The organism is Scytonema sp. UIC 10036 (genome assembly GCF_009725235.1).
The window spans coordinates 16367-40878 of the sequence record NZ_WJFC01000013.1 but is presented as its reverse complement, the minus strand read 5'-3'; the positions used below and the strand labels follow the sequence as shown (position 1 = coordinate 40878).

17 protein-coding genes are annotated in these 24512 nt (G+C 39.9%); 11 read left to right on the top strand and 6 right to left on the bottom strand.

Annotated features, from left to right (window positions below):
• Window positions 1-316 precede the first annotated feature (316 nt).
• The 5 genes from pstB to F7734_RS08415 all read right to left on the bottom strand — a co-directional run bounded on the left by pstB (window position 317) and on the right by F7734_RS08415 (window position 5303).
• The gene (gene pstB / locus F7734_RS08435) at window positions 317-1096 is read right to left on the bottom strand and encodes a phosphate ABC transporter ATP-binding protein PstB (RefSeq protein ID WP_155744248.1); all 780 of its coding nucleotides are present in this window, start codon (window positions 1094-1096) and stop codon (window positions 317-319) included.
• 50 nt (window positions 1097-1146) lie between these two features.
• Window positions 1147-2025, bottom strand: a complete 879-nt coding sequence (pstA, locus tag F7734_RS08430) for a phosphate ABC transporter permease PstA (RefSeq protein WP_155744247.1) — start codon at window positions 2023-2025, stop codon at window positions 1147-1149.
• A gap of 229 nt (window positions 2026-2254) precedes the next feature.
• The gene (gene pstC, locus F7734_RS08425) at window positions 2255-3247 is read right to left on the bottom strand and encodes a phosphate ABC transporter permease subunit PstC (RefSeq protein ID WP_155744246.1); all 993 of its coding nucleotides are present in this window, start codon (window positions 3245-3247) and stop codon (window positions 2255-2257) included.
• Between the two features lie 149 nt (window positions 3248-3396).
• Complete coding sequence (gene pstS / locus F7734_RS08420; RefSeq protein ID WP_155744245.1) at window positions 3397-4437, bottom strand: phosphate ABC transporter substrate-binding protein PstS; 1041 nt, start codon at window positions 4435-4437, stop codon at window positions 3397-3399.
• 179 nt (window positions 4438-4616) lie between these two features.
• A complete protein-coding gene (locus F7734_RS08415) occupies window positions 4617-5303 on the bottom strand; it encodes a MotA/TolQ/ExbB proton channel family protein (RefSeq protein WP_166481795.1) in 687 nt (228 codons plus the stop codon).
• A gap of 208 nt (window positions 5304-5511) precedes the next feature.
• On the opposite strand from F7734_RS08415, the gene F7734_RS08410 reads away from it, so the two are divergent.
• From F7734_RS08410 to F7734_RS08390, 5 genes are all read left to right on the top strand, one after another.
• On the top strand, window positions 5512-7017 hold the full coding sequence (locus F7734_RS08410) for a UbiD family decarboxylase (protein ID WP_155744244.1): 1506 nt from the start codon (window positions 5512-5514) through the stop codon (window positions 7015-7017).
• Between the two features lie 123 nt (window positions 7018-7140).
• Window positions 7141-7761 carry a hypothetical protein gene (locus F7734_RS08405; RefSeq protein ID WP_155744243.1) on the top strand — a complete coding sequence of 207 codons (621 nt, stop codon included), beginning with the start codon at window positions 7141-7143 and terminating at the stop codon, window positions 7759-7761.
• Between the two features lie 824 nt (window positions 7762-8585).
• On the top strand, window positions 8586-11027 hold the full coding sequence (gene ppsA / locus F7734_RS08400; protein ID WP_155744242.1) for a phosphoenolpyruvate synthase: 2442 nt from the start codon (window positions 8586-8588) through the stop codon (window positions 11025-11027).
• Window positions 11028-11138: 111 nt separating this feature from the next.
• Window positions 11139-13340, top strand: a complete 2202-nt coding sequence (locus F7734_RS08395) for an alpha-amylase family glycosyl hydrolase (protein WP_155744241.1) — start codon at window positions 11139-11141, stop codon at window positions 13338-13340.
• A gap of 140 nt (window positions 13341-13480) precedes the next feature.
• Complete coding sequence (locus F7734_RS08390) at window positions 13481-13882, top strand: fasciclin domain-containing protein (protein WP_155744240.1); 402 nt, start codon at window positions 13481-13483, stop codon at window positions 13880-13882.
• A 17-nt stretch (window positions 13883-13899) separates the two neighbouring features.
• Here F7734_RS08390 and F7734_RS08385 read toward each other — a convergent pair whose 3' ends face one another.
• Window positions 13900-14076: a hypothetical protein gene (locus tag F7734_RS08385; RefSeq protein WP_166481802.1), complete on the bottom strand. Its 177-nt coding sequence runs from the start codon at window positions 14074-14076 to the stop codon at window positions 13900-13902.
• A gap of 1046 nt (window positions 14077-15122) precedes the next feature.
• On the opposite strand from F7734_RS08385, the gene F7734_RS08380 reads away from it, so the two are divergent.
• From F7734_RS08380 to F7734_RS08355, 6 genes are all read left to right on the top strand, one after another.
• Window positions 15123-17144: a nucleoside-diphosphate sugar epimerase/dehydratase gene (locus F7734_RS08380; protein ID WP_155744239.1), complete on the top strand. Its 2022-nt coding sequence runs from the start codon at window positions 15123-15125 to the stop codon at window positions 17142-17144.
• 134 nt (window positions 17145-17278) lie between these two features.
• A complete protein-coding gene (locus F7734_RS08375; RefSeq protein ID WP_243146761.1) occupies window positions 17279-19291 on the top strand; it encodes a nucleoside-diphosphate sugar epimerase/dehydratase in 2013 nt (670 codons plus the stop codon).
• A 79-nt stretch (window positions 19292-19370) separates the two neighbouring features.
• Window positions 19371-20681, top strand: coding sequence for an oligosaccharide flippase family protein (locus F7734_RS08370; protein WP_155744237.1), 1311 nt, complete (start codon window positions 19371-19373; stop codon window positions 20679-20681).
• Between the two features lie 14 nt (window positions 20682-20695).
• Entirely contained in the window at window positions 20696-21883 is a 1188-nt protein-coding gene (locus F7734_RS08365; protein WP_155744236.1) for a glycosyltransferase family 1 protein, read from the top strand.
• Between the two features lie 163 nt (window positions 21884-22046).
• On the top strand, window positions 22047-22904 hold the full coding sequence (locus F7734_RS08360) for a glycosyltransferase family 2 protein (protein WP_155744235.1): 858 nt from the start codon (window positions 22047-22049) through the stop codon (window positions 22902-22904).
• 358 nt (window positions 22905-23262) lie between these two features.
• On the top strand, window positions 23263-24492 hold the full coding sequence (locus F7734_RS08355) for an O-antigen ligase family protein (protein WP_155744234.1): 1230 nt from the start codon (window positions 23263-23265) through the stop codon (window positions 24490-24492).
• Window positions 24493-24512 lie beyond the last annotated feature (20 nt).

The window sequence follows — 24512 nt, the reverse complement described above, 5'->3', positions numbered from 1 at the left end:
AGCACCTCAGTAATTTATACTTTTGTAAAAATTTTAATTCAAAAAAGTGAGAGCTAATGTCAAATGGCTCTAGGTTAAGATAAACTTATAAAAAAATCATGGGTTTTCAGTACTTGTTATTGTCAATTAAGTAAGTGGGCACTAAAAAAGACCGTATAATACAAATGTACTTGGTCTGAAGAAAAATTATTTGTACTGAGGCTAAGGTTTGTGACCAAAAACTTTAAAGTAGAGTTAACATGCCACTTTGCCAAAGTATAAAGTGACCTGTTACGTGTACGGTATTTGTACCAATCTTTATTTAAAGAGAAGCACCTTAACCAAAACGACCGGAGGTATAGTCACGGGTTCGAGCATCAAGGGCATTACTAAATATTTGAGTCGTTTCTCCAAATTCCACCATTTGACCAATTCGACTTTCATCAGTACTGAAGAAAGCAGTGTAATCAGAAACACGCGCTGCTTGTTGCATATTGTGAGTCACGATCGCAATTGTGAGTTCGTCGCGCAAACTGTGAATGAGTTCCTCAATTTTCATTGTGGCAATGGGATCGAGTGCCGAACAAGGCTCATCCATCAACAAAACTTTTGGTTTTACAGCTAAAGCACGAGCAATACACAATCGTTGTTGCTGACCCCCTGAAAGCCCCAACGCGGATTTATGCAATTTATCTTTTACCTCATCCCAAATGGCTGCTCCTCTAAGGGCTGATTCGACAATTTCATCTAATTCTGCTCTTGGACGCCAACCTGCAATTTTGATACCGTAGACCACGTTATCGTAAATGCTCATGGGGAAAAGGTTTGGTTTTTGAAACACCATACCTATTTGGCGGCGCAGACGGTTTAAGTTGACACGGGAAGCATAAATATTTTGATTGTAAAATTCTACAGAACCATCCACTTTTACAGGTCCTTCTAACTCGCTGATACGGTTAAGACATTTAATAAACGTTGATTTACCACAACCACTTGGACCAATGATTGCAGTGACTTGGTTCTCATAGATATCCATTGAGACCCCTTCCAATGCCTTGGAGGTGCCGTAGTAGAAGCTGAGATTCCTAACTTTAATGGCTGGGGTTAACTTATTCATACGGTTTAGGTACTACACAAAAAATCACACACACCACATTTGGAGTTCGCTTAAGCGTTTCTCTTCCTCGTAAAGAATCGAGAAAGAATGCTAATTATCAGAATCATCCCAACTAAAACCAGAGAAGTTGTCCAGACTAGAGCTGTTTTTTCTGGTGTAGGGTCGTTGTACAAATTAAAAATTAACACTGATAGTGACGCTGTTGGACTATTTAGATCGGTTGACCAATCTAAACTAAACAAGGATGTAAAAATTAAAGGAGCTGTTTCACCAGCAGCACGGGCGACAGCTAGTAAAACCCCTGTAGTAATAGCCGGGAGTGCAGCAGTTATAACGACACGAAATATGGTTTGGAAGCGAGTTCCTCCCAAGGCAGCCGAGCCGAGACGCATAGAGGTGGGAACAAGCTTTAAAGCCTCTTCTGTGGTTAGTACAACCACTGGCAGCATCAGTACTGCCAATGCAAAACCACCTGCGATCGCACTAAATTGCTTCGTCACTAATACAATGACACCAAAGGCAAAGATCCCCACCACAATAGAGGGAACTCCTGTGAGAACGGAAGCCACAAAGCGAACAACGCGTCCAATTTGAGTTCCTTTGCCTATTTCTGACAGATATATACCCGTCATGATCCCGGTAGGCACACTAAATAGGGCAGCTATTGACACCATAGTTAGAGTCCCAACAATTGCATTGCCAAAACCATCGTAAATGACTGGTGTCACAAACATGGATGGTTTTAGACTTTTCAAACCCCGCCCAACAATTTCCCATAACAGTGACACCAAAGGAATCAAAGCTAAAGCTGAGAGTAAGAATGCTATTACAGTCATTCCATAGTTAAATACTAGCCTTATTGGTGGTAGAGGGCTATATATTTCTGCTGCCACGGATTTATTTATTTCAGACTCTTGATGACCGGTCATATCTCATTACGCCTTTTATCTTCAAACTCCTTGGCTCATTATATGTCTCTCTTTAGACATATTTTGCTGAGCCTAGTACTGATAGGAGGATTTTTGTAGCATTCGTAGTATTTTGTTCTAAGTTTCTTACACCAGTTTGAAAAAAAGAATCTGACAGATAGTTGAGTAAGATTACAACTCAGCAACGCACACTCAATCTAAAATCTAAAATCTAAACTCCAAAATGGTATTACTTATTTTTGCCACCAACAAACTGTACAACTGCTAAAGCACAAATATTGACAGCTAAGGTTACGGCGAACAAAATCAAGCCCAAATATGTTAAAGCTCCAAGGTGTAGTGGGTCTTGCGCTTCAGCAAACTCGTTGGCTAGTACCGAGGGGATCGTGTAGCTCGGATCGAGTAGTGATGCACTAATTTGAGCCGAGTTCCCAATCACCATAGTCACAGCCATTGTTTCCCCCAATGCTCTCCCTAAAGCAAGCATTGCTGCACCCACAATTCCAGAAAATCCAGCCGGTAGTATCACTCGAAAAATGGTTTCCCAACGAGTAGAACCCAAAGCCATCGATCCACTTCGTAATTCTTTTGGAACCACAAGCAACACATCACGACTAATAGCTGCCATTGTAGGCAAAATCATAATTGCCAGGATGATCCCTGCTGTGAGTAGGTTGAATCCAGCCGGTCCTGGTGTATTAAACAGTGGTAGCCATGCAAAAGTAGTGGAAAACCAGGTTTGTAGGGGTATAAGCACCGGAATAAATATATATACAGCCCACAAACCAATGATGACACTGGGAATAGCAGCGATTAGCTCCACAATAAAAGCTATGGTTGTTCTTGCTGAAGGAGGAATAAAGTTTTCACTCGTGACTAAGGCTACCGCTAGTCCAATAGGTACGGCTATTAACATAGCGATCGCACTGCTGACGACAGTACCGTAAATATAAGGCAATGCACCAAAAAGCAAATTGCCCGTATCCCATTCCTGACTCCACAAGAACCCCAAGCCAAACTTTTGAATAGCTGGGAAAGCTTGTTGAAAAACTATCCAACTCATCCAAAACAATACAGCAACTGTCAGGGCAGCAAATACATAAACCAGCCAAGTAAACCCCTTATCAATTAAGAAGTTTTGACCGCTAGTCGCTGTAATGTCTGTACTGTCATCTATTAAGTTTCGATGATTGTTATTAGCTGGTTCTGAGGATTTAGCCATTACTAATTAGAAGATTAAATTCTCGTCATGACATATAGGTGAGCAAGCAGCCCACCCAAGTAAAAAAATTGTTGGTTGTTAGTGGTTAGTAGTTAGTAGTTAGTAGTTCAAGCAACTAACAACTAACAACTAACAACTAACAACTAACACTATTTAATAGCACTGTTTACTGTTTGTATTACCTTTTGTGCTGTAGACGCTGGAATTCGGGTATAGTTGAGGTCGTCATTGATTTGTTGACCGTCAGTTAATGCCCAATTCACAAAGTTTTTTACAGCAGATCCTTTGGTGGCGTCCGGGTAGTTTCTATAAACCAACAGCCAGGTGAGACCGACAATGGGGTAACCTTGTGCAGGATCTCCAACAAAAACTCGGTAGTTGTCAGGGAAACTGACAGTTGACAAAGCTTGGTTTGCTGACTCTAAAGAAGGAGCTACATATTGTCCTGCTTTATTCTGTACTTGTGCTGAGTTCAGTTTGTTTGCTGTAGCAAAAGCGTACTCAACATAACCAATGGCTCCTGGAGTGCGTGAAACGAGGTTAGCAACACCTGGGTTTCCTTTGCCTTTAAGAACATTGCTGATTGTCCATTTTGGAGCAGTTCCAGCACTCACTCTGCCCTTAAAATAAGGACTGATTGTACTTAAATGATTGGTGAAGATAAAGGTAGTACCGCTACTATCAGCACGAACAACAGGTCTGATTGGCTGATTTGGAAGAGTTACACCAGGATTATCCGCTTTAATTTGAGGGTCATTCCAGTTAGTGATTTGACCGGAGAAAATACTTGGTAAAGTCTTGCGGGACAATTTTAGATTGTTGACACCAGGAAGATTGTAAACAACTGCAACAGCACCACCTGCAGTAGGTACTAGGATAGCTCCTCTGCTGACCTTACCTATCTCTGCGTCTGTCATTGCCGCATCACTAGCACCAAAGTCAACAGTTCCAGCAATGAATTGACGAATACCCGCACCACTACCAACACCTTGATAGTTAACACTTAGCTTTGGATACTTTTTCTTAATTTCACGAGCATAACGTTCGTATAAAGGAGCCGGAAAAGTTGCGCCTGCACCATTGATAGTTTGTGCTTGGGCAGTTGCTGTAAAAGAAGAGCCGACAGCAACAACAGCCGTGACAGCTGAAGCAGCAACTACACGATTCATAACGGTAGCCGATAATTTCATATTGCCAGGTTATTAATGATTATTTGTTTTTGGACAACACAGCAAATAAGCTACAATGATAATGGTTAAGAAAAGTATAAGAAATTTTTAACTATAAATTAAATATTTTTAAATTTCTGTTTAAAATCAGCAGCCCTTGACCAATGACCAATAACCAATGACAATTGACGAATGACCATTCAGTTATCATCTACTGAGCGATCGCTATTCACTGTTAACTGTTCGTTGTGAATTGTTAACTGGACATTGTTCCAACGTTGTAAGTAAATGAGTTCTAATTCATGACCCACTTTAGAAAAAAAGTCTATTTGCTGCAATTGCAAAATTACAAAAATTCGGAAAATTACAAAAGCAACGATTGCTAGGGCAATTCCAGTTGTAGAGGTTATAAGTGCCTCTGCTATACCAGCTGTTACAGCAGAGAAATCATTTGTATTTTTTCCTGTCTTGATGTATCCAAAAGCAGCCATCAGACCACTTGCCGTACCTAAAATACCTAGTAGAGGCGCGATCGCGATGGTACTTTCTAGCAGCCGATTACCTCTACGCATTTCCGAGCATTCTTTATCGCAAGCGGCTTTTATCGCTAAGTGAAAAGTTTCGGGTGTCGGATTCCTCAGTTTTAATGGCTCCACTAAAAAGCGAGCAATTGGTAAATCCTTTGCTTTTCGTGCGATCGCTTCTGCTTCTTCTAAGCTTATCTCGGCTGCTGCCAGCACTTCCATTACCAATCGACGCTCCCGAAGCGTCAACTTACACCAAAACCACGTCCTTTCCAGCGCACAAGCTAAAGTCACGATAGATAAAAACAGAAGAGGCCACATGACCATACCTCCTGCCAGGAAAGTATCGTATATTCCGGTCATACTCAATTCTGGAAGTGCCTACTGGTAAAAAATATGCATATTCTTACCTAAGATACATGAAATTTTTTAGGTTTCTAGTAAAGAAATGTTAAAGAAAAAATTAATTTTTAGTTAAGATATCAGGAGCTTTTGCTCTCATGGGGGCAACCTACGACGAACAAGGGAAGGAGGGCTGATAATATAAGAAACGCTTCATACTTCTTAAACAATGGCACGAGACTTACGGGGATTCATCAAACTTTTGGAAGAAAAAGGGCAATTAAAGCGAATTTCAGCCCCAGTCGATCCAGACTTGGAAATAGCCGAAATTGCTAACCGAATGCTGCAAAAAGGGGGACCGGGGCTTCTGTTTGAAAACGTTAAAGGAGCTTCGTTCCCTGTAGCAGTCAACTTGTTGGGAACAGTGGAACGGATATGCTGGGCAATGAATATGCAGCATCCTCTGGAGTTGGAGGCACTGGGGAAGAAATTGGCAATGCTACAGCAACCCAAACCACCTAAAAAGATTGCTCAAGCTGTGGAGTTTGGCAAGGTTCTGTTTGATGTGTTGAAAGCAAAACCAGGACGCGACTTTTTCCCTGCCTGTCAGCAAGTAGTTATTCAAGGGGATGAGTTAGATTTAAATAAGTTACCTTTGATACGCCCTTATCCCGGAGATGCAGGTAAAATTATTACTCTGGGACTTGTGATAACAAGAGATTGTGAAACCGGAACACCGAATGTCGGTGTGTATCGCTTGCAGCTACAATCTAAAAATACGATGACCGTTCACTGGTTGTCAGTGCGAGGCGGAGCAAGGCATTTACGCAAGGCAGCAGAACGTGGGAAAAAATTAGAAATTGCGATCGCATTAGGTGTAGACCCCCTAATTATTATGGCAGCTGCGACACCAATACCCGTGGATTTATCAGAATGGTTGTTTGCGGGGCTTTATGGTGGTTCCGGCGTGCAGTTGGCAAAGTGTAAGACAGTAGATTTGGAAGTCCCCGCCGATTCAGAATTTGTTTTGGAAGGGACAATTACACCAGGGGAAGTTTTGCCAGACGGTCCCTTTGGGGATCACATGGGTTATTACGGGGGCGTGGAAGATTCACCACTGATTCGCTTCCACTGCATAACTCACCGCATTGAACCAGTTTACTTAACCACATTTAGCGGACGTCCACCAAAAGAAGAAGCTATGATGGCGATCGCTCTCAATCGCATTTATACACCCATTTTGCGGCAGCAAGTCTCAGAAATTGTGGACTTCTTCCTACCCATGGAAGCATTGAGTTACAAAGCAGCAATTATATCCATTGATAAAGCATATCCGGGACAAGCAAGACGTGCAGCTTTGGCATTTTGGAGTGCTTTACCACAGTTTACATATACCAAGTTTGTGATTGTAGTAGATAAGACAATCAATATTAGAGATCCGCGTCAAGTAGTATGGGCAATTAGTTCCAAAGTCGATCCCGGGCGAGATGTCTTTATTTTGCCTAACACGCCTTTTGATACATTGGATTTTGCCAGTGAGAAAATTGGTTTGGGTGGAAGGATGGGAATTGATGCAACCACAAAAATTCCTCCAGAAACGGAACATGAGTGGGGTGATTCCCTCGAATCAGATCCAGAAACCGCAGCAATGGTCGATAGGCGATGGGCTGAGTATGGTTTAGCCGATCTACAGTTAGGCGAAGTCGATCCAAATTTATTCGGCTATGATATTTAGTAATCAGTGACTGGTAATTCTCTCCTTCCCAGCCTGAGGCTGGGAATGCAGTCTACGAGGCAGAGCCTCGTGTAGTAAGTATTTGCTAGGCGCAGTTTGCTGTATTGTGGTTGGATTGAAGTTATGGGATACAGTATTCACTACCAATTTAACGCAGGTAATCGACCTATTAATGAAATCCGCTCTATTTTAGATTCATTACATCACCATGCACAACTGCTTCCCTTTACATGGGTAGATGATAATGTCATTGAGCTAGAAGGAAAAGACTGTGTTTTCAGTTCTGAAAATGGAAAATCTTCACTCCTTACTCTTCAAGCCATTCACCATAATTTTGCTACAGGTGAATCTATATCCCCTACTCATATAATTGGATTTGAGACACTTCCTAGACCAGGATGCGAAGGTTTAGTTATTTTTCTAGGATACTATTCTCATTATAAAAACTGGATGGCAACAGGACATTGCAAAACACAATTTGCATCTCTACCAGAATATGGAGGGATCGCTAATTTTGTTCTGGCTCATACTTTAGTTGTTGAAATGTTAGAGCGATCTCAATGTCTAGGAATTTTAGATAATGTTTTTGATGAAATTGGATATTGGCAACAACGAGACTTACTCTGTTTAGTTGAAAGAGATTCAGTGCAATTCCTTGGTCAAAGTATTGTACAATTACTGCCCAACTCATCATCTGACTTTGTGCAAAAGCTACAGCAACAGATCGATAAACTAAATAATTAGATTCAAAAGCTTGTCGGTTAAGCTTAAAAATACGAAAACACATAGGTTGGTAGGTTGGGTTGAGGAACGAAACCCAACATTTACGATATTTGTTGAGTTTCTCCAAGAGTTTGCTCAACCTACTATGCTGACAAAACTTAAGTGTTGAATGTAAGAGATTTCCGTACTCGGTACTTTTTGACCTAAATGTGCAAGTGCTGCAAATTTATAGGTTTATTATATAAACTTCTTGTAACCAATTTTGTTTCATACAGCAGATTTCAACTTGGTGAGGTACAAAAATTACCCCCCTCTGTCCCCCCTTAGCAAGGGGGGATGAAAGGGGGGATGAAAGGGGGGTGTACCTCATTCAGATGCAAAGCGCTGTATCTCAAGCAATATTTCTCATAAATAATAATGCCTGTAATTACCATCCTACGGGTTTTTCATGTTTTTACAGTTGTGTGATTTCCTAGGGCGTAGTAAATGCTATTACGTCCTTTTCTTATTTCTGTATGTTACTTTATTGTAAATTCTTGAAAATGCGCTAGTACAGCACAGCATAAATAAGGCAACCATTAATAACAAACAAAAAGCTTACGTTCAAGACTTTTGCGCCTTCTACCCTAGTAGCGAGCGTACTTCTGCCTTCATGTACTAGTTTCTAGGAAGAGAGGCTGATGAGTGTTAACTATCCTTAACAACTGTCATCTTCACAATTTCCTCAAAGTCTTTCCATAAGTTTAAGGTAGAGCTAAAGCCTGAATAATAAGGTGTCAAATAAACACAAGCTCATTGAGTGCAAACAGGTTGTAAATTGTCCCACTTCATTAAGGTAGCTTACTATGCAAGACACAGTGGTCAATCGAAACACCGAACGCTTTGGTAAACTAGACCAAGCTCTCGTACTGCCTTTGGAAAAAGTAGGAATTGCAGATATTTCTCTGGTAGGAGGTAAAAACGCTTCTTTGGGAGAAATGATACAACAACTAAGACCTAAAGGCGTGAAAGTTCCGACAGGATTTGCTACAACCGCTTACGCATATCGCTACTTTATTGAAGCTGCGGGTCTAGAAGCGCAACTCAGACAGATTTTTGCTTCTTTAGATGTTGAGGATGTGAATAATCTGCACGAACGAGGTAAACAGGCAAGATCCTTAATGCTAAGAACCCCGTTTCCTCAAGAATTAGAACAGGCGATCGCCCAAGCTTACGAGAATCTCTGTCAACAGTACGGGACTGACACTGATGTCGCAGTTCGCTCCAGTGCTACTGCTGAAGATTTACCAGATGCTAGCTTTGCCGGACAGCAAGAAACTTATCTTAATGTCCATGGACTGCAAGCTGTTCTTGACGCCTGTCACAAATGCTTTGCATCAATTTTTACAGACCGTGCTATTTCTTATCGTCAAATCAAGGGCTTCGACCACTTCAACATTGCTCTTTCGGTCGGTGTGCAAAAAATGGTGCGTTCTGACTTGGCAGCATCTGGGGTGATGTTCTCTATCGATACGGAAACAGGTTTTAAAGATGCTGTACTGATGACTGCGGCTTACGGATTAGGTGAAAACGTTGTCCAAGGGGCTGTCAATCCCGACGAATACTTAGTCTTTAAACCCACTCTCATACAAGGGTATCGACCGATTCTGGACAAGCGCTTGGGCACAAAAGAAATCAAAATGGTTTATGACTTGGGTGGCTCAAAATTAACTAAAAATATTCCGGTAGCAGCCAGCGATCGCTCTTCATTTGCCCTCCAAGATAACGAAATTTTACAACTAGCATACTGGGCTTGCCTCATTGAAGAACACTACTCACAAGTGCGTGGTGTTTACACACCAATGGATATTGAATGGGCAAAAGATGGCATCACCAGTGAATTGTTTATCGTGCAAGCACGTCCAGAAACAGTGCAATCCCAGAAAGAAAAAAATATTTTGCACAGCTATCGCCTTCAAGAAAAAGGTGAAGTGCTGATTGCGGGGCGGAGTGTAGGTGAGATGATTGGGCAAGGTAAAGCCAGAGTCATTCTAGATGTGCATCACATCAACGAGTTTCAGCTTGGAGAAGTCTTGGTGACCAACCGTACAGATCCAGATTGGGAACCAATTATGAAGAAAGCAAGTGCAATTGTCACCAACTCTGGTGGACGCACGTGTCACGCTGCAATTATTGCCAGAGAAATGGGAATTCCAGCAATTGTGGGTTGTGGAAATGCCACGACTGTCCTCAAAACTGGGCAAGAAATTACCGTTTCTTGTGCTGAAGGTGAAACTGGAAGAGTTTACCAAGGTTTGTTGCGCTATGAAGTGCAAAAAATCCCCTTGAAAACTTTACCCCATACCCGCACTAAAATCATGATGAATGTGGGCAATCCTGAAGAGGCATTTGGCTTAACTGCTATACCTAATGATGGAGTCGGGTTAGCGCGCATGGAGTTTATTATTGCCAACCATATTAAAGCACATCCGTTAGCATTGATCCATTTTCATGAATTAGAAGATGAACTTGCCAAATACAAAATCGCTGAGCTAACAACTCAATATGAAGACAAAACCCAATTCTTCATTGATAAACTGGCACAGGGAATAGCAACTATTGCAGCAGCTTTTTATCCCAAACCCGCGATTGTCCGTCTCAGTGATTTCAAGAGTAACGAGTACGCTAATCTGTTAGGTGGCAAACAATTTGAACCAAAAGAAGAAAACCCGATGATTGGTTGGCGTGGTGCTTCTCGCTACTATGATGAGCGTTACCGCGAAGGCTTTGCCCTGGAATGTCTGGCGATGAAGCGAGTCCGCGATGAAATGGGCTTAACCAACGTCATTTTGATGGTTCCTTTCTGCCGTACTCCTCAAGAAGGTCGCCGTGTCATTGCAGAAATGGCAAAAAATGGTTTGGTGCAAGGAGAAAACGGATTACAAGTCTACGTGATGTGTGAATTGCCTAGTAACGTACAACTAGCAGATGAGTTTAGTGAAGTCTTTGATGGATTTTCTATTGGCTCAAACGACCTGACTCAGTTGACGCTGGGCTTGGATCGGGATTCGGAGTTAGTGGCGCATTTATTTGATGAACGTGACGAAGCAGTCAAGCGAACGATCGCAAAGGCAATTTACACAGTCAAACAACACGGACGCAAGATTGGGATTTGCGGTCAAGCACCAAGTGACTATCCAGAATTTGCCCGCTTCCTAGTCGAACAGGGTATAGATTCTATCAGTCTCAACCCTGATTCGGTACTTAAGACTCTCTTAGAAATTGCTGCTGCTGAACAACAAGGTTAGTTGTTGTGCGATCCGAATTATAGGTTATTCATCATTCGAGATGAATAACTCATAACTGAGGGTATGATATCCTTCAGTTTAACTTTGCCATATATCAATACTATTAGTAGTATGACAATCTGGACTGGAAAACCCTACCCTCTCGGTGCTAGCTGGGATGGTCAAGGGACAAATTTTGCTTTGTTTTCGGAAAATGCCACAGATGTTGAGCTTTGTTTGTTTAATGAACAGGAGCAGGAAACTCGTTTGCCTTTAATTAAGGTGCAAAACCATATCTGGCAAGGCTACGTACCAGGAGTCGAACCAGGACAGAAATATGGATTCCGAGTCTGGGGACCTTATGAACCTGAAAAAGGACACCGCTTTAATCCGGCTAAACTGTTGCTCGATCCTTATGCAAAGGCGATCGCTGGTGATGTTATCTACGGACAAGAAATTTTTAACTATTCCCTAAAAGATTCAACAAAAGATCCATCTCCGTCATTGTACTATCTGGGCTTAGATGATGCTCATTTAATTCCCAAGGCAATTGTTATTGATGATACATTTGATTGGGAAGGAGACAGGCTCCTGCAAATTCCTTGGTCTGAAACCATTATTTATGAAACTCATGTCAAGGGTTTCACCAAGCTTCATCCAGATATTCCCGAACACTTACGAGGAACTTATGCAGGGCTGGCTCATCCCGTTGCGATCGCTCATCTCAAATCCCTCGGCATTACAGCTGTGGAACTTCTACCCGTTCATCACATTTTTCCTTATCCCCAGTTTTTAGCCGAACAAGGACTCCGCGACTACTGGGGCTACAGAACGCTTGGTTATTTTGCTCCCTATTCCGGTTACAGTGCTAGTGGAATCTTAGGGCAACAAGTCATTGAGTTTAAAGAAATGGTGAAAAGCCTTCATGCTGCTGGCATCGAAGTCATTTTAGATGTGGTTTATAATCACACGGGAGAAGGAAACCCGTCAGAACCGACTTTATCTTGGCGCGGTATTGATAATGCAGTTTACTACCGCTTGAACGAAAATAACAAGAGTGAATATTTAGATTTTACGGGCTGTGGAAATTCTCTGAATGTCAGCCATCCTCAAGTCCTTAAGATGATTTTAGATAGCTTGCGTTATTGGGTTACAGAGATGCACGTAGATGGTTTTCGCTTTGATGAGGCTCCAACGCTTGCGCGAGAGTGCTTCCTCTCAGAGTATCAAATCCAGTTAACCATGTCTCAAGATAACAACCAAAGCCAATCTGAAAGCTTTTGTGAGAAAATCACTAAAATCCAATACGATAGGGGGGCTGCTTTTTTTGACATCATCCATCAAGATCCCGTCCTTTCGCAAGTGAAATTGACTGCTGAAGCTTGCGATGCAGGAGAGGGTGGCGACCAAATCGGAAACTTTCCTATTTTATGGTCAGAGTGGAATAGTAAGTATCGCGATACAATGCGGGACTTCTGGCGTGGCGAACAGAAAAATAAACAAGAGTTGAGCGATCGCTTTATGGGGAGCCCTGACTTATACAAACATCAAGGAAAACTTTCTGATGCCAGTATTAACTATATCACCTGCCACGATGGGTTTACACTCAATGATTTAGTTAGTTACAACGAGAAACACAACGAAGCGAACGGGGAAGGCGATAAAGATGGAAGCAATAACAATCATTCTTGGAATTGTGGGGTTGAAGGAGAAACGGACGATCCAGAAGTCCTACAACTACGAGAGAGGCAAAAACGCAATTTTCTGACGACTTTAATGCTGTCTCAAGGCGTTCCTATGCTGTTAGGAGGAGACGAAATGGGGCGAACCCAACTGGGAAATAACAATGCATACAATCAAGATAATGTAAAATTTTCGTGGTACGATTGGAAGTTAACTGAAAAACAAAAAGAATGGTTGCAATTTACGCGCCAGTTACTTCAGTTTCGCTGGCAACATGTGGTGTTTCGGCAGCACAATTGGTTAAAACAAGGTTCCGAGGAGGGTAACATTGATTGGTTGAATCCAGATGGGAGTGAAATTAGTGAAGAACAGTGGCAAGACGGTGTTTGTGCCATAAGTATGTTCTTGAACGGTGAAGGAATCACATCTGATGTTTGTCATGACAGCTTTCTTATGTTCTTCAATGCAGAAAAGGAAAATATAGAGTTTTCCCTACCCATAGGGCTAAAGGATAGAGAATGGAAGGTTGTTATTGATACGACAGAACCTTACTTTGTTGAGGAAAGTCTTGTTTACCAAGGCAGTCAGTCTGTGATGGTGACGGAGCGATCGCTGATGGTGTTGCAAGGGCTGGTATTTCAAAAGAACTGAACTCCTTTACCGGATGAGCAATACGTCTCCCTGTCGCAGTGGATTCATGGGCTGTTTTTTCTCCCAAAATTTCCGGCTCAAATAACAACCAATTTCGTTTACACTACTTAATGACGTTACCTATGGAGTTTGGTTCAGATATGGCAGACATAGTGGATACTGCAATAAGTGCGGGTTCTTTCAACACCTTGGTGGCTGCTGTTCAAGCTGCAGGTTTAGTAGACACCCTTAAAGGACCTGGCCCTTTCACCGTCTTTGCGCCAACAGATGATGCATTTGCTAAGCTGCCTTCGGGTACAGTTGAATCATTACTTCAGGACATTCCCCAACTAACGAAGATCCTGACGTATCATGTTGTTGCTGGAACGGTCACAGCTGCTGACGTGGTCAACCTGGACTCGGCCCCCACAGTTGAAGGTTCGACTTTAAAAATTGATGCATCAAATGGTGTGAAAGTCAATGATTCAACAGTTATAACACCAGATATTACTGCTGATAACGGCATTATCCATGTGATTGATACAGTGCTGATTCCTCAATAAGTGCGAATTCAGTTAAATCAGTGATGGAAGAACGGTAGAAACTGTTGCCGTTCTTTCTCTGTTAAATCGGTCAAATCACAAAAAAGTTTCTCCCTCAGTCTTTTAGCCAATTCTTCAGTTTTCACAGTCCAAAGGCGAACTGTATTATCACTGCTCGCAGAAACTAGATACTTTCCATCAGGGCTAAAAGCGATCGCACTCTACACCTGTACGCTTTGCTAGGACTGTTAGTACAAACGCTCACCTTGATAGGGGTAGTCTATTGAACCCACGATTGGTTAGCGCTCTTTTATGCTCTCTTGAGAGTTATAAAAGAGCGCTAATTAAGTTTGCAAAAGTGGTTTGTCGTGATTTTGATCCCTGAATAGTGATAAGAAAACACCACAACCATGGGACAGGGTTATGGCGTTTTCTTAGCGCCATTCAATTTAAAGCTCATAGTAATTTTTATAGGATTGTTTGTCCCTCCTTGCAAATCGCCTTAATATTTTTTTATCTTTTCCTCACAAGGATCTCAACTTTTGCCCGTACTGTAGAAATTAAAGTCATTCTAGTCGTTCAGTCTAAATAACATTTTGAAGATATAGCTGTAACTAACAGTTCACAGCCGTGCGAGTATGTTTTCATACTCCTATTAACGAGCAGTAGTCGAATTAGAGGTGCTTTATGCCATGACATTTTTACATTTTGCACCCAGAGCTTGAAGCTAAAAGTCTAGGAATAAAATACTGAGTCAGTATTTAAAACTAAGACCAAAAGACTCTTTTTTGAGTTCCTGAATTTTGAGTTTCATAGACCACATTTGTGGGATGAAAGCCATCGACCGTAAACTCCAGAGAGCACGGTTGCGGTTAGAATATGGATGCGGATAATTTTATCACAAGAACTAGTGATTTATAGACATGAAAAACTACTCTTAACCAATAAAATACAAGTTTATTCCTCAAATAAAAATCTCTGTTCTTGTTTCCTTAAATAGGAGCATCTCGAATTTGCCGATTGCCCTCAGAATAGAATTCTGGGGCTATGCAAACAAAGTCCATGCGGACTTAATTAAGAAGTCCTTGTCTTGGGGACGAGCGCTTGTATAGACGCGATTTCCATCGCTGGCGTATTTTTCCAAATTGGGCTGCTCCCCCTTAAATTGAATTTTGCAGAAAAAAGTGATTTAAAAATTCTACCTTGTCTGTAATTTTTCATTTACTTATCACATCCTCAAAAAAACTCACTAATACTTTTTATGTCTTCTCAATGGCGTGTTTGGCAATCATTAAAATCTTTACTAAGCAGCTTGCTCAATCTGAGAAACCATCATTTATTCATTTGCGATCTTGTTATTTTCTCCATCACTCCTTTACTAGCACTGCTCCTGCGTTTTGATGGTCATCTTGTTATTGCACCGTATGTTTTAGATTTAGTCAGGATAACGATACTGTTTTTAACAGTTAAACTGAGTCTCTTTTGGCTTTTTGGTGTTTACAAACGCTATTGGCGCTACGCAAGCATTGAAGAACTCTGTTTTCTCTCCGTGATGATGGTAGTGGTTATTATTGTTCAATCGATACTCTTTTATAGTATTCACCATATATCTAATTTTGGTGTTAACAATTTGCCACGTTCACTACCATTTATAGATGGATTGCTTTCATACATATTTATAGGAGCATTGCGTTTTAGTGTCAGAGTTTTGAAAAGGGTTCAACCAGAGAATACATTTAGCCCACAACAGAGGGTCTTAATTATTGGTGCTGGTAGTGCAGGAGTTTCTTTGGTACAAGAAATGCAAAGAAATCCTCAATTAGGTTTTTATCCTATAGCCTTTATTGACGATAATCCGCAGAAATTGTATGCGCGTATTCGCGGTATTCCTGTTGTAGGCGATCGCCACAAAATTCCCAATATTGTGAAATCTCTGAACATCCAGAAAGCGATCGTTGCTATGCCAACTGCTGCAGGACAAACAATTCGCGAGCTGGTTCATATCTGCAAAACTGCAGGAATCCAATTTAGCACTTTGCCTGGGATACATGAAATTCTCAATGGTCGCGTGCGCGTAGACAGTATTCGGGATGTGAGAATTGAGGATTTGCTCAGACGCGAACCTATTGAGACAGATATTTTGCAAGTCTCGGAATTTCTGAAAGGCAAGAAAGTAGTGATTACGGGTGCAGGTGGGTCAATTGGTAGTGAATTATGCCGTCAAATTTTTAGATCTAGACCTGCTCAAATGATACTGATAGGACATGGTGAAAATTCTGTGTTCAATATCCAACAAGAACTCGAACAATTTGTCCAACTTCTAAAGAAAAATGGTGTAGAACAAAGAGAAATTCCTTATCTTACTACTTATATCATTGATATTCGCTGTTGGGAGAGGTTAAAACAGGTTTTTGAGCAATTACCACCTGATGTGATTTTTCATGCTGCTGCTCACAAGCATGTACCACTTATGGAATTAAATTCACCAGAAGCAATCACTAACAATGTACTGGGAACCAAAAATTTACTAGACCTAGCTTTGGAATACAACGTTAAACATTTTGTCATGGTTTCTACAGATAAAGTAGTGAATCCCACCAATATTATGGGGGCGAGTAAAAGGGTTGCTGAGATGCTTGTGCTGCAAACGGCAAAAGAAAGTGGCAAACCCTATGTCGCCGTGCGTTTTGGTAATGTCTTGGGCAGTCGTGGTAGTGTTATTCCTACATTTAAGAAACAAATTGCAGCAGGTGGTCCGGTCACTGTTACTCATCCTGAAATGCGTCGTTACTTTATGACTATTCCAGAGGCTGTTCAACTGGTTTTGCAAGCTAGTGTACTTGGTCGTGGTGGAGAAGTGTTAATGATGAATATGGGTGAACCTATGAAAATTGTGGATCTGGCAAAGGAATTAATTCGCTTGTCAGGATATGAGGTCAACAGGGATATTGAAATTCTATTTACGGGATTGAGACCAGGAGAAAAGTTAATTGAGGAGCTGTTTATTCCTGGAGAAGAGTATGAACCAACTCAACATGAGAAATTATTTGTTGTCAAAAATGCCAGTCGCATTATTCCTAAAAATTTGACTGCTACTGTGGAAGCTTTGTGTAAAGCCGCAGATGAAAATGATGCCTCTGCTATCAAATTGTTACTACAACAAATAGTTGCAGGATACACACCAGAAACCATGTCAGGTTCTGGAAAAACAAGCGATTTAAACTCTAGTTCAACAGCAACGCAAAGTGTAAATGATTTAGTTTTCAAGTTAAAAAGAGCATAGTTTTCATAAAACTAGTAGATTATTGTAGCAGTTTCGTTCTTAGTCAAAACTTAAATTTTACAGATTGGTTGAAAAAAGTAATGTATAAACTTCTGAAACAAAAGAATATTTTTTTAAAACTTTCTCGCCAGTTAATGCAAAAAATGATTAACATTTTTTTGTGTCAATTACTGAAGCTAAGAAACTGCCATTTTTTGATTTTTGATGTGATAATGTTTTTGATAACACCATTGTTAGCTCTGTTCTTGCGTTTAGATGGTCATCTTGTCTTGGCACAATATATACCCGATTTAGTAAAAGACACGATACTGTTTTTGATAATTAAATTAGGTGTACTTTGGAGCTTTGGTTTTTATAAACATTACTGGCGGTATGCCAGTGTTGAGGAAGTGATATATATAGTTACGCTAATGACAGCTACTGTGGTTATTGAAACCTTGTTATTTAACCTTATTCAATATGTGCCTTATATTCCTGTAGACAAATTACCACCTTCACTTCCGTATATTGATGGTTTGCTTTCATGTATTTTCATCGGAGCACTACGTTTTAGTGTGAGGGTTGTGGAAAGAATGCAACAGGAATATGCATTATTTAACTCCCAAGAACGGGTGTTAGTGGTTGGTGCTGGTAATGCAGGGCTTTCCCTAGTACAAGAAATGCAAAGAAATCCCCAACTAGGTTTTTATCCAGTGGCTTTCATTGACGACGATCCTCAAAAATTACATACCCGTATTCGTGGGATACCTGTAGTTGCCGATCGCAACCAAATCCCTGATGTTGTGAAATCTCTGCAAATCCAGAAAGTTATTATTGCAATGCCGACAGTTGCAGGACGAGTGATTCGGGAAATAGTTGATATTTGCAAAGTAACTGGAATTCAAACAAGCACTTTACCAGGCATACATGAAATTCTTAATGGTCGCGTCAGGCTAGACAGTATTCGAGATATCAGGATTGAGGATTTACTCAGACGCGAACCCATACAAATAGAGATTGAAAAAGTTTCTAATTTTCTGAAAGGAAAGAAAGTACTGATTGCAGGCGCAGGTGGATCGATTGGTAGCGAATTATGCCGTCAAATTTTTCATTGCTGCCCAGCAAAAATGATACTTTTAGGACACGGAGAAAATTCTGTATTTAACATTCAACAAGAATTGCAACAACTTGTGCAAGTCAAGAAAAATGATGGTAAAGTACAGAATTCTATACCTTGTATTTTTGAGTTCATTAGTGATATCCGCTCTTATAAAAGGCTCAAATATGCTTTTGAAAAATACCGTCCAGACGTCATTTTTCATGCTGCAGCTCATAAACACGTTCCTTTGATGGAATTAAATCCAACAGAAGCAATTACTAACAATGTGATTGGTACGAAAAATTTATTGGACTTAGCACAGCAATATGATGTGAAAAATTTTGTGATGATTTCCACAGACAAAGCAGTTAATCCAACCAATGTCATGGGGGCGAGTAAAAGAGTTGCAGAAATGTTAGTGCTAAAAGCTGCAAGAGAGAGTGGAAAACCTTATGTTGCTGTACGTTTTGGTAATGTTTTAGGCAGTCGGGGTAGTGTAGTTCCTACTTTCAAAAAACAAATTGCTGCAGGAGGTCCTGTTACTGTTACCCATCCCGATATCTGTCGTTATTTTATGACCATTCCTGAGGCGGTTCAACTGGTTTTACAAGCTACAATTATTGCCCACAGTGGGGAAGTGTTAATGTTGAATATGGGTGAACCTGTAAAAATTGTTGATTTAGCAAAAGAACTGATTCGCCTTTCGGTATATGAAGTCAATAAAGACATTGACATTGTATTTACAGGGTTGCGACCAGGAGAAAAGCTATTTGAGGAGTTGTTGATTCCTGGAGAGGAGTATGAATTAACCGAACACGAAAAACTTTTATTGGTAAAAAATGCAAGTTGCATGATTCCAGAACATTTAGAACTCGTTGTAGAAGCGTTATTTAAAGCAGCAGCTAAAAATGAGGTAAATACTATTTTATTTTTGTTAGAGCAGATAGTACCCGGATACAAAGACGAATATTTACTAAAAAAAGGAGCAGAGTATCTGTTAAAACATGAAAGTTTTAATCCACTAGATACTGTTAATAAGCTGAAAAAAATACAATCAAAAAATGTGTAAGAAACATGAATATAATAAATTGTAAAGAGTCGATGAAACGCGAACAAGGAGCTTGTTAAAATTAGGAGGTGACAAGGTAATGGAACAGACTAAGCCACTCACACTACGTCGCAACTTTTCTTGGACTTTCATTGGTAATGTTGTCTATGCAGCTTGCCAGTGGGGGTTGTTGGTAGTGATGGCTAAACTTGGTAGCGCAGAGATGGTAGGACAGTTTACTTTAGGATTGGCAATTACTGCACCTACGATCGCGTTAACAAATCTCCAACTGCGATCCCTACAGGCAACAGATGCTAAACGTCAATATCTCTTTGGGGATTACTTGGCTTTGAGGCTCATATCTACAGGATTCGCGCTTTTATTAATTGTGTTAATAACTTTTGCAGTAGGATATCGTTGGAAGACATTATTCATTATCCTGTTAATAGGTTTGGCAAAAGCCTTTGAGTCTATTAGTGACATATTTTATGGTTTAATCCAGCAGCACGAACGCATGGATCGCATTGCTATGTCAATGATAATTAAAGGAACTTTATCATTGTTACTCCTGAGTCTTGGAATTTACACAACTGGTAATCTTTTATGGGGAATATTTGGTTTGGTTGTTGCTTGGGCGATAGTCCTAATTACCTACGATATCCGCAGTGGCGCATTGATGCTTAACGGGTCACCAACAATACTGCAAGGTGAGATATCTGGATCTCGTTATTTGCCAGTGGTACTAAGACCTCGTTGGAATTTAAAAACCCAGGAGGAACTTATATGGCTCTCCTTGCCTCTAGGTGTTGTAATGATGGTGATTTCACTAAACAGCAACATTCCTCGTTATTTTGTTGAGCGCTACTTGGGAGAGAGGGAACTAGGCTTTTTTGCTGCCATAGCCTACTTAATGGTAGCAGGGAGTATAGTGGTTAATGCTCTGGGAGAGTCAGCTAATCCAAGATTGGCTAAATATTATGCAGCCGGAGATAGCGCCGCTTTTCGGTCTCTGATTTTCAAGCTACTCTTAATAGGTGCATTATTAGGTGGAACGGGCGTTCTAATATCTCTGGTCGTTGGTAGACAAATTCTTGCCCTTCTCTATCAACCTGAATATGCCAAATATACAGATTTGTTTGTTTGGTTAATGCTTGCTACAGCAATCAGTTATGTATCCTCGCTCCTCGGTTATGGAATGACGGCAGCTAAATACTTTCGCATTCAAATTCCGATATTTACTTTAGTGACAACTATCTCAGCTATGGCTTGTTTCTGGTTGATCCCGACTATGGGACTTTTAGGAGCAGCGATCGCGCTCTTGCTTGCGGCAATTGTCCAAGTTGTCATGAGTGCGGGGGTCATTACTTATGCGTTATACAAACTCAAAAAACATCAATATACCAAATCATAAAGTGAGTTAAAGTCATGACAATACGTATTCTTCATGTTGTTGGTGGAATGAATCGGGCTGGTGTCGAAACCTGGTTGATGCACATTCTATGCCATATTGACCGCCAGCAATTTCAAATGGATTTCCTGACACACAGCAGCGAAGCTTGTGCTTACGATGAAGAAATTCTCTCTCTGGGCGGTCAAATTATTCCCTGCCTTGCACCATCACAACCTTGGTTGTATGCTCTCAATTTTCAGCGGATTTTGCGTGAATATGGTCCTTATGATATTATCCACAGTCATGTTCATCACTTCAACGGCTACGTTCTGTATTTAGCAAAGCAGGCAGGTGTACCTATACGTATTGCCCACAGCCATTTAGATAGCTCAGCACTGGAAGCTAACAGATACTGGTCTCGATATTTATATCGATCGGTAATGAAATTTTTGATTGCCCGTTGTGCTACCATTGGTATAGCATGCAGCAAAATTGCAGGTGCAGATTTATTTGGTGTTAACTGGAAAACCGATCCCCGATGGCAGCATCTTTACTATGGCATTAATCTGATTCCTTTCGAGAAACCTGTCGATCCAATGCAGGTTCGTTCTGAACTCAACTTACCAGCAGATGCCTTTGTTGTCGGTCATGTCGGGCGCTTTGATATACAAAAGAACCATGAGTTTCTACTAAAAATTTTTGCAGACGTTGTAAGACTTGTACCTCAGGCATACCTGTTGTTACTAGGTGAAGGTGTTCTTCAACCCAAAATTAAACAGCAAGCGATCGCTTTGGGTATTGCTAACCGAGTGATATTTGCTGGGAGCCGATCTGATGTCCCCAGATTGATGCGAGGTGCTATGGATGTATTTCTCTTTCCCTCCCTCTGTGAAGGATTGGGCTTGGTATTAATCGAAGCCCAAGCCGCAGGACTACCTTGTATCTTTTCCAATGTGATTCCAGAAGAGGCAGATGTGGTCAAGCCTCTTTTGAAGAGACTATCTCTATCACAACCAATTTCAAACTGGGTAGATGCAGTTTTATCTTGGCAGAATCAAATACCTAAAATCCAACAAAATGAAGCTTTAAAAATTGTAGAAGTTAGCCCTTTCAATATTGAAGCTTCAGTGAAGCGGTTAGAACAAATTTATCGGACTGAATTTTCTAAAAATAAGACGTTTTATGAACTCCAAAATGTTTTGTCTCAAGATTTATGTAAATAACTGTGAATAGCGGTTTTCTTTACTTTTTATCCGCACGTATTCCATCCCCTTAACCCATGATTTTTTCATGCATAGTCATCGGTTAACTACATTTTTATAAGGAGATTGGAAAAAGTAAACTCTGTTAATTTTGAAAAATTTAGTATTTATTTAAGAGGAATTTATGACTGCTTCTGTGAGCGTAATTATTCCATGTTACCAATGTTGCAAGACCATTTATAGAGCGGTGGATTCTGTGGCTAAACAAACTCTTCTTCCTGCTGAAGTCATTCTTGTTGATGATGGTAGTGGCGATGATACTCTACAAACTTTACAGCAGCTACAACATGATTTTGGTAAGGAATGGATTAAGATTGTTGGATTAAAAGAGAACTCTGGTGTTGCTGTTGCTCGTAATACAGGTTGGGATTTGGCATCCCATGACTACATTGCTTTCCTTGATGCTGATGATGCATGGCATCCAGAAAAGATTGCCATTCAATATTCTTGGATGGTTAACAACCGTGAAATTGTCTTATCTGGACATCGTGCTATTGTTCATCAATCAAAAGCTCAATTAAACTATGCTCCAATACCATCTAGTATCAAAATTAATAATATAGGTAGAAATGAAATTTTATTTTCTAATCGTTTTAGTGGTTCTTCTGTGATGATAAAGCGGGATATTGAGCAGCGTTTGAATCCTTCTTTTAAATACTCTCAAGATTATTTATTATGGTTGGATATTATACTAGCAGGAGGTCGAGCTTGCGTTCTTAGTTTTCCTATAACTTATTACTTTAAGGCTTTCTTTGGTCAGGGAGGACAGACACAAGATCTTTTAAATGGAAAAGCAGCCGAACAAAAAATTCATCAAATTTTATTTCAATCTAGAAGGATTACATATTTAGAATGGCGAATTATTTCTTTATGGGCTTTAGCAAAATATTACAGGCGAGTCTTAATTTGTACAGCACGAAATTTACACGCTTCATTAGGTAAGTTATTACAATTAAAGTTAACTATTCAGGAACATTATTAGGTTCTTTCAGTACTTGTTATACTAACCTAACAAGTACTGAAGAGAGAACAGGGAACGGGGAACTCTTAACAGTGTAGGCACAGGAGTTGGGAAGAAGGGAAGAGAACATGATTTTAGCATTGATTGGAAGCACATTTTTTTATAATGCTTGCGCTTACAAAGATTTGAGTTCTTATTGAAGCGTGATGAATCGTGCCTTAAAATCTTTACTATATAAGGTTTACGGAGTTTTTAGGCGTTTCTCCTGTTCCCTGTTCCCTGATTAATTAATGGTTGAGCATAACAACTACCGAAGATCTCATTATCAGTTATTTTGGATTTTTAGAAATTTGATATTAAATTGTAGAATTTCAGGAAAATGAAAACACTAGAGAGTATCTGGATTGGAATTGCGATCGCATTGACAAATGCCACTCAAGCAAGGCTAACAGGTTTGCCAATTGGAGTTGGTGAAGTTATGATATTGATGTGGCTAATATTTTTATTAAGGAGAATATTAATTTCTAAGTATCACTTTATGACAAGTATTGTGAGAATAAACTTTTGGTTTTGGTTGTTTGCATTTACTTCTTTAAGCTTAGGTTTGTTAATAGCTGAATTTACGGGATTAAAAGCATCAGGGGTAGAGCGCGATTTTTTAGCATTTTTCTTGATGCTTCTTATATCTATTGGTCTTTCATTATCAAAACATTTTTATGCCGAAACAGAGAAAATAATTCTTTATTTCCTTTCCTTTTCGCTATCTTTTTTATTTATAGTCTTTTTATTTCCTTTAAAACTACCTATAACCCTTTGGTATGGTGGTGTTAGATTTACTGGCTGGGCGGAAAATCCAAATCAATTAGCTTTATTATTAAGCCTAGTTCCTTTTTTAATTTTACATTTATTAAGTCAAGAAAATAATATTTTAAGAATATGGTATTTATTATTAATTACTATTTGTTTTGTTTTGGGAATAGCAACAGGTTCTGATGCTCTTTTAGTAGCATGGATAGCAGGCTTTGGGACTTTAATTTATTTAGCAATACTTAAATTATTTATTTATTTATTTAATAGAAATCTAAAAACTTTCAAAAAAAATATTTATCAAAAGATTTCCGGAATCTTTTTTGTAACAACATCTCTTATAATTATAAACATTATTTACCTAGTAAATGCTTCATCTTCAGCTAATTTGTACGATAAAGATCCTCAAGCAAGTGAGCGCGTAATACTATGGAAACATGGAATAGCTGCAATACTACACTCTCCATTATTTGGTCTTGGACCTGGTGCTCATTCAGGTGAAGTCGGTCCATTTTTAAACTTTGAAGCTCACAATACTTTTATAGATTGGGGAGCAAGTACTGGAATCATTGGGCTTATAGCTTACATAAGCTTATTAACTTGGATAGCTTGGAATGCATGGCAGCAAAAATACATATTCTTGTTCGTCGCTGTGATTTCGTTAGCTGGATTTAGTACATTTCACTATGTGTTGCGACATCCAGTTTTCTGGTTTTATTTACAAGTCATAATGACTTTGAGTCAAAAATCATCAAAGACTTTTCATCCTATTTTGATGACAAGTTTCAATCCTCATTTATAAGAAAAGTAACTAGGCAATTT